The sequence below is a fragment of the Streptomyces ipomoeae 91-03 genome (assembly GCF_000317595.1).
Lineage (GTDB): Bacteria > Actinomycetota > Actinomycetes > Streptomycetales > Streptomycetaceae > Streptomyces > Streptomyces ipomoeae.
The window spans coordinates 1-7,358 of record NZ_AEJC01000166.1 but is presented as its reverse complement, the minus strand read 5'-3'; the positions used below and the strand labels follow the sequence as shown (position 1 = coordinate 7,358).

Sequence of the window (7,358 nt, the reverse complement as noted above, 5' to 3'; positions counted from 1 at the left end):
GGGACGACGGATCAGGGCCTGCGCGATCATCAGGCGTTGGCGCTGTCCCCCGGAGATCGCCCCGTTGCCCTGCACGATGGTGTGCAGCCCCATCGGCATCCGCTTGATGTCCTCGGCGAGACCCGCCATCTCGGCCGCCGCCATCGCCTCCTCCGGAGTGAACGGCTCGGTACCGCAGATGACGTCAAGGATCGACCCGGTGAACGGCTGGGCGTGCTGGAGCACCACACCGCACTGACGGCGCACGGCGGACTGGTCGAGTGCGCCCAGGTCCTGGCCGTCGTACAGCACGCTGCCCGAGACCGGTTTGTCGAAGCCGATGAGCAGCCGGAGCAGAGTGGACTTTCCACAACCGCTCGGCCCCACGATGGCCACGAACTCGCCCGGCTTGATGTCGAACGACACGTCGTCCAGGACCAGCGGGCCGTCGTCGGCGTACCGGAACGACAGACGGCGGGCCTCGATCGCGCCGGACAGGACCCCGGGCCGGGTGCTCGCCGTGCGCACCTCGGGGGTCGCGTCCAGCACCGGCTTGATCTCCTCGAACAGCGGCAGTACGGCCACCGCCGACACGAACGCGCCGGTGAGCTGGGTGACGGACGTCAGCAGCATGGTCACCGAGGTGTTGAAGGTGAGGAAGTCCGCCGCCGACATCGAGCCGCGCGCCGGGCCCGCCAGCAACATGAACATCAGCAGGGTGCACAGGGGCAGATACACCGCGCCCAGCACCGTGTTGAGGTTCTTGATGCCGCCGACCTTCTGCTGGAGCTCCCGGCTGCGCGCGAACTCGCCCGCCCAGGCCGCGTACGCGTAGTTCTCGGCCGCCGCCACCCGCAGCTTGGGCAGACCGCGCAGGGTCTGGAACGCCTGGTTGTTCAGCTTGTTGCTCAGCACCACCAGACGGCGCTGCCAGCGCACCTGCCACAGACCGAGCCCGAGGAACACCGCCCCCACGATCACGAGCATGCCGATCGCGGTCAGCGCCATCGGCACGCTGTACCAGAGCAGCAGCCCCAGGTTCACGGCCCCGACGGTCACCGACTGGGCGACCACCGGACCGACCCCGGCGAGGGTGCGGCGGATCGCACTGATGCCCATGGCCGCGCTGGCGAGTTCGCCGGTGGAACGGGAGGCGAAGAACTTGGTCGGCAGCCTCAACAGGCGGTCCCAGACGGCCGGTTGGAGAGTCGCCTCGATACGGCCCTCAAGACGCAGGATCGTCAGGTTCTGGAGCAGCAGGAACGCCGCCGACACCACGCTCGCGAGCATCACGGCCACACAGGCCTGCACGATCAGGTTCTCCTGGGCCTTCGGCACGTACTCACCGAGGACCTTGCCCGTCACGATCGGGACCAGTGAGCCGAGCGCGACCGTCACCAGGCCGCTGAGCAGCAGGCCCGTCATGTCGCCGCCGGTGCCGTACAGGCTGAACCGCATCAGCCGCAGCGGGCTCGACAACCGCTCCGGCAGCGGGCGGTAGAACATCACGGCACGCGGCTCGAACTCCGCCGCGTTCGCCTTCTCGATCGGCGTCTCCCGCCCGGACGACGGCTGCACGGCGACATAACCGCCCCGCCGCCACAGCAGCGCCACCGGCGCACCGGACAGCGCCCGGTGCCCGACCAGCGGACCCACGTTCTCCCGCCACCAGCTCCCGGCGAGCCGTACGGCACGGACCCGGACCCGGGAGGCGAGCGCGATGCGCTCCACCGGGTCGAGCCGGTCGCTCTCGGTCCCGCTCTGCCCGGGCTCGGCGAGGGAGATCCCGGCCGCCTGGGCGACGAGCTTGCAGGCCGCGTACGTGGCGTCGGCGTCGGCCGCCGTCGTACGCCGGGCGGCGGAGGACTTGCCGATGGAGGCGAGCAGCGTCCGGTCGGCCTGGGCGCGTACCGCCTCACCGGCCTTGATACCGGCGGCCGTACGGTCCTCGTGGGTGCGCTCCAGCTGCTCGATCCAGCGGTCCAGCGTGGCCAGCAGCCGGAACTGCTGGTCCACCATGCTCTGCCAGACCCCGGGGTCCATCAGCAGATCGGCCGCCGCCTCCGCGCCGTACAGCGAGCCGTACTGGACGCTGCCGGGCGGCACCTGCATCCAGAACACGTCGTCGTCGGTGAGCGCTGCGGCCTGCTCGGTGGCCATCGGCGCCTGGAAGAGGATGGACAGACCGCGGCCGACGCCCAGGGCGAGGGCGTACTCCAGCGGGCTCGTCTGCGGGGGCACCAGCTGGGGGTTGCCCCACTCGTCGTACGACCAGGTCTCGGTGTTCACCGGCTGGTACAGCTCGCGCAGGCCGATACGGCGCACCACGCAGTCCCTGAGCGGGCGGGCGACCAGTGTGTGCTGGGGGCCGGTGACCGGGCCGAGCAGCAGGGAGCCCGCTTCCAGGCGGCCGAGATGGTGCCAGTGGCCCTGCTGCACGGCGTCGACCGCGAACAGGTCGAGGGCGCCGGAGGCCACCAGCCACAGCACCTGCGGGCCTTCGAGATCGAGGCGGGTGCGGCCGGTGCAGTCGAGGGGCGTACCCATGGCGCCGAGCGCGCCGAGGACGAGATCGCCCTCCTGGCCGCCGGGGCCGGCTTGGGCGCCGTGACCAACGGGACCGTCGCCCTGGCTGCCGTAGCTCTGTTGGCCCTCGTGGCTGTTGTAGCTCCCTTGGCCCCGTGGCCGCGTAACTCTCCTGGGCCCCGTGGCTGTCGTGGACGGAGGTCATCTCATCGCTCCCTGACCAGCTGGGCGTACGCGCCGCCGCGCGCCACCAGCTCCTCGTGCCGGCCGCGTTCCACGATCGAGCCGTGTTGCAGGACGACGATCTCGTCGCTGTCGCGGACCGTGCTGAGCCGGTGCGCGATCACCACGCAGGCGCAGCCGCGCTTGCGCAGATTGTCCATGACGACCAGCTCGGTCTCCGCGTCGAGCGCGCTGGTCACCTCGTCGAGCACGAGGATGCTGGGCCTGCGCACCAACGCCCGGGCGATCTCCAGGCGTTGGCGCTGCCCGCCGGAGAAGTTCCGCCCGTCCTGCTCGACCTTGCTGTGGATGCCACCGGGGCGGCGGGCGACCACGTCGTACAGGGCCGCGTCCCGCAGGGCCTCGATGACGGCCTCGTCCGGGATGGACGGGTCCCACAGGGCCACGTTGTCGCGGACCGTGCCCTCGAAGAGGAAGACCTCCTGGTCGACGAAGGACACGGAGGCGGCCAGCGCGCCACGCGGGATGTCCTCCAGCCGCTGGCCGTCGATGCGGATCACGCCCTCCCAGGGGGCGTAGAGTCCCGAGATCAGCCGCGACACCGTCGACTTGCCGCTGCCGGAGCCGCCGACCAGCGCCACCTGCCGGCCCGGGCCGACGGTGAGGTCGAAGCCGGTGAGCAGGGGTTTGTCGAGGGGGCTGTAGCCGAAGGAGATGTTCTCCAGCTCCACATGGCCGTGCAGCCGGCGGGTGGACTCGATGGTGTCCGGGCGGGCGTACAGCGGGTCGGCCTGGAAGTTCTCCACGTCCTTGAGGCGGGCGACGTCGGCCGCGAAGTCCTGGATACGGCCCGCGACGCCGTTGAGGCGGGTGATCGGCGCGGTGAAACGGGTGACCAGCGCCTGGAAGGCGACCAGCAGACCCACGGATATGTGGCCCTCGATGGCCCGCATGCCGCCGATCCAGAGGATGAGCGCGCTGTTGAGCGTGGCGAGCGTCGGGGCGACGACACCCAGCCACGCGCTCGGCACTCCGAGTCGCTGCTGCTCCTCCAGGGTGGTGGCGTGCTGCCCGGCCCACTTGCGGAAGTAGCCGTCCTCGCCGCCGGTCGCCTTCATCGTCTCGATCAACTGCAGTCCGGTGTACGCCGTGTTGGTGAGCCGCGCGCTGTCGGCGCGCAGCTTCGCCGTACGGGTCGCGCGCAGCCGGATCACCACCCGCATCGCCACCACGTTGAGCAGGGCCACCGCGATGCCGACGAAGGTGAGCTGCGGGTCGTACGTATAGAGGAGTACGGCGTAGAGGACGACGACGATCGCGTCCACGCCGGCCGCCGCGAGGTCGCGGGCCAGGGTCTCGGCGACCGCGTCGTTGGACTGGAGCCGTTGGACGAGATCGGCGGGGCTGCGCTGGGCGAAGAACGTGACGGGCAGCCGGAGCAGGTGGCGCAGGAAGCGGGCGCTGGACAGCGTCGACGAGATCAGCCGGCCGCGCAGCAGGTTCGCCTGTTGCAGCCAGGTCAGCAGGACCGTCAGCAGCACACAGGCGCCCATCGACGTGAACAGCACGCCGAGCAGCGAGGTCTGGCCGCCGATCAGGAACATGTCGATGTACGTCCGGCTCAGCGCGGGTACGGCCGCGCCGACCGCCACGAGCAGCAGGCTCGCGAGGACCGCGGCGGGCAGGGTGCCGGCGGTGCCGCGCATCCGGGCGGGCATGGCGCCGAGGACGCCGGGCTTGCGGCCGCCCCTTTCGAAGTCGTCGCCGGGTTCCATGACGAGGACGACACCGGTGAAGCTCGCGTCGAAGTCCTCGATCGGCACGAACCGGCGGCCCTTGCCGGGGTCGTTGATGTGCACGCCGCGCCGGCCGAAGCGACGCCCCATGCCGTCGTAGACGACGTAGTGGTTGAACTCCCAGAACAGGATGGCCGGTGCCTGCACCTCGGCGAGGGCGGCGATGTCCATCTGCATGCCCTTGGCGGTCAGGCCGTAACTGCGGGCCGCCTTCAGCAGGTTGCTCGCGCGTGAGCCGTCCCGCGAGACACCGCAGGCGATGCGCAGTTCCTCCAGCGGGATGTGCCGTCCGTAGTGGGCGAGGACCATGGCGAGGGAGGCGGCGCCGCACTCCACCGCCTCCATCTGCAGAACGGTGGGCGTACGGACGCCCTTCCGCCTGCCCTTGGGCACCGGAGGCCTCTTCGGGGCCGCCTTGCGTCTGCCGTGCGCCGCCGGTGGCGCGGTGTCCTGGGGCGGGGTCACGGGAGCAGCCAATCGATCGGACGCTCGTCGGCCAGGCGGATCGAACCCGTGGCCATGGTCATGGAGGTCAACTTGAACGGCGGCCCGTCCTGCGAGGACCACTTGTAGCCCGACTCGGTCGACGTCTCGCGGTCCAGCCGCACGGTGACGGCCACCGGCCGGCCCTTCTTGGTGAACTGCTCGCCCAGCTGGCTGTCCCCGAGGAACGCGCCGATCGACTGCGGGGTCTGCGCGGTGCGGTCCACCTTCCGCACATGACCGCGCAGTACGCCGTACTGCTGGGTGGGCGCCGACTGCACGGTGAGGTCCACGCGGGCGTTCTCCGGGATCGAGGCGGCGTTCTCGGCCGGGACGTACACCGTCGCGTAGAGCGGGTCGTCGGCGTCGGCCACCTTCTCGATCGCGGCGACGTTGGTGCCGGTCTGGATGATCTGGCCGATGGTGGCGGCGAGCGCGGAGACCCGGCCCGCGGCGACGGACCGTACGACCGTCTCGCCCTCGGCGGTGGCCACCTTCAGCACCGGGGCCTTGGCGGGCAGCCGCTCGCCCTGCTTGGCGAGCACGGCGGTGACCTGGCCCGCGACCGGGCTCTGCAGGACGTAACTGCCCTGCCCGTGCGTGAGGATCGCGGGTGCGCTGACCGTGGACGCGACGGAACCCGTGACGGCCCACACGGACGCGGCGGCCACGGCGACCACCGTCACGGACAGCACCAGCCAGCCCTGCGGGCGGGCGAAACGCACCGGAAGGTCGAGCTCCTCCGGTGACTGCAGCTTGGCGAGGGCCTGTTGGCGGAACTGCACGGGACTTCCCTCACCTGCGCGATGTGAGACAGAGGACTTTCACGGCACCCCGAAGCCATGTGTTTCCACGCGGTTCAGGGCACCCGAGAGCCCCGGAACCGTCAGGGTGGTTCCGGGACTCAGCGGCACTGGGGCTCGGATCAGAGACCGGCGACCAGGTTCGTGACCGGGGCGGTGTTCAGGCCGGTGGCACCCTCGACGGTGTCGACGACCGTGTTGACCAGGCCGGAAACCGGGGCAATGCCGTCCACCAGGCCGGTGACGGTGCCGACGGCGTTGATCTGCAGACCACCGGAAACGGCGTCGAGAGCAGCGTCCGACAGCTCGGCGGTCTCAACCTGGGGGGTGGAGTTCATTATGGAACTTCCCTTCGTATGGATCTTCATAAGGGGGGAGCGGCCCCCTTCTGGGGACAGAACGACGGCCGCGCACGGGAGCGTCCTTCTCTCGTTTCCGAGAATTTCGCGGCCCCCGCGGTGCGATGGATCAAAGCAGATCGCCGTGGCGCACATCCAATCAACCATGCCTCTCACCAGGGCACTTGGTGACCATGAACGGTCATCCGTGCAGGAGCGCGCACGTCTTGGTGCCAGGTTCTTCACACGGGGCGCGGCATCGTCATACGTCGTTCATTGCCAACCGGAAAACGAAATGGACAGTCCCGCCTCAAAGACGCGGCACCCGGCCGGCCGCTGTGCAGAAGTTCCGCGCGCCGTGACCTCACTGGGCATTCGGTGTGGAGATTCCCTGAAGCCGTCCAGCGGATCCACACTCCGGAACGGACCGCTGTCGAACGGTCGCCGACCGTGCCCGCCGGACCGGTGGCTTGTACTCATTCGCCCCAGGGGTACGCGCTTGTCACCCCAGCAGCGCGTAAACCGTGCTCGCCCGGGCCGCCAACTCACCCGAGTCGGCAGTGGTCATGGAGATGTCGGCGAACGCCATCCGCCGCCCGAGCTTGGTGAGGACCGCCTCCACCAGTACGTCCTCACCCACGACCGCCCGCTGGAAGCTGGTCGACTGCTGAACCGTCGTCATCGGTACGAAGCCGCCGCGCGTCGACGACACCGCGATCACCGTCGCCGTGTCGGCCGCCGCCATCAGCGCCTGACCCGACAGGGCGCCGCCCTCGCGCGCCAGCCGGTCGGACCACGGCAGCCGCAGCACCGCACGTCCCTCCCCCGACTCCACGGCCGTCAGGCCCAGATCGAGCACCCAGGGGGCGAAGTTGGCGGCGAGGATCTTGTCGGCTTCGGCGGGGGTGAGAGTCATGAGGGCATCGTTCCCACGGACGTGGATCGAGGAACGCGGGCCGAAAATCGTGCCTCTGTGGCCGGGAAGACGCGGCGGCGCAGGCGGGAAGCCGTGAAATGCCACCCGAACCGCACTTTGCGAAACGGAAGATCGAAATCTTTTTGGGGAGCGTTGAACACCCCACCGGAACCATCCGTACCAACTGGCAACCAGGCGCCCCCAGTTCACCCGCCGGACGGCGGCACGGACCCCGGCCCCAGGAGGTCACAGAGTTGAGTCACAAACGCACAAGCAAGCGCAAGGCCTTTGTAGCAGCAGGCGGCGTGGCGGCGCTCGGGGCTGCGGCCCTCAT

5 protein-coding genes are annotated in these 7,358 nt (G+C 70.1%); all 5 read right to left on the bottom strand.

Annotated features, from left to right (window positions below; all coding sequences use genetic code 11):
• Positions 1–2,526, bottom strand: a 2,526-nt coding sequence (locus tag STRIP9103_RS10875) for an NHLP bacteriocin export ABC transporter permease/ATPase subunit (RefSeq protein WP_048820074.1), incomplete at its 3' end; no start/stop codon positions are given.
• Positions 2,527–2,711: 185 nt separating this feature from the next.
• On the bottom strand, positions 2,712–4,829 hold the full coding sequence (locus STRIP9103_RS10870) for an NHLP family bacteriocin export ABC transporter peptidase/permease/ATPase subunit (protein ID WP_234022171.1): 2,118 nt from the start codon (positions 4,827–4,829) through the stop codon (positions 2,712–2,714).
• 116 nt (positions 4,830–4,945) lie between these two features.
• Positions 4,946–5,752, bottom strand: coding sequence for an HlyD family efflux transporter periplasmic adaptor subunit (locus STRIP9103_RS10865; protein ID WP_009307753.1), 807 nt, complete (start codon positions 5,750–5,752; stop codon positions 4,946–4,948).
• A 140-nt stretch (positions 5,753–5,892) separates the two neighbouring features.
• Positions 5,893–6,108 (bottom strand): hypothetical protein, encoded by a 216-nt coding sequence (locus STRIP9103_RS10860; RefSeq protein ID WP_009307746.1) that lies wholly within the window; start codon positions 6,106–6,108, stop codon positions 5,893–5,895.
• Positions 6,109–6,610: 502 nt separating this feature from the next.
• Complete coding sequence (locus STRIP9103_RS10855; RefSeq protein ID WP_009307750.1) at positions 6,611–7,024, bottom strand: PaaI family thioesterase; 414 nt, start codon at positions 7,022–7,024, stop codon at positions 6,611–6,613.
• Between the last annotated feature and the right edge of the window lie 334 nt (positions 7,025–7,358).

What these genes read in the sequence shown, in the direction of transcription:
- STRIP9103_RS10870 (WP_234022171.1), bottom strand. Translation starts at nt 4,829, where the DNA reads ATGGAGGCGGTGGAGTGCGGCGCCGCCTCCCTCGCCATGGTCCTCGCC.
- STRIP9103_RS10860 (WP_009307746.1), bottom strand. Translation starts at nt 6,108, where the DNA reads ATGAACTCCACCCCCCAGGTTGAGACCGCCGAGCTGTCGGACGCTGCT.
- STRIP9103_RS10855 (WP_009307750.1), bottom strand. Translation starts at nt 7,024, where the DNA reads ATGACTCTCACCCCCGCCGAAGCCGACAAGATCCTCGCCGCCAACTTC.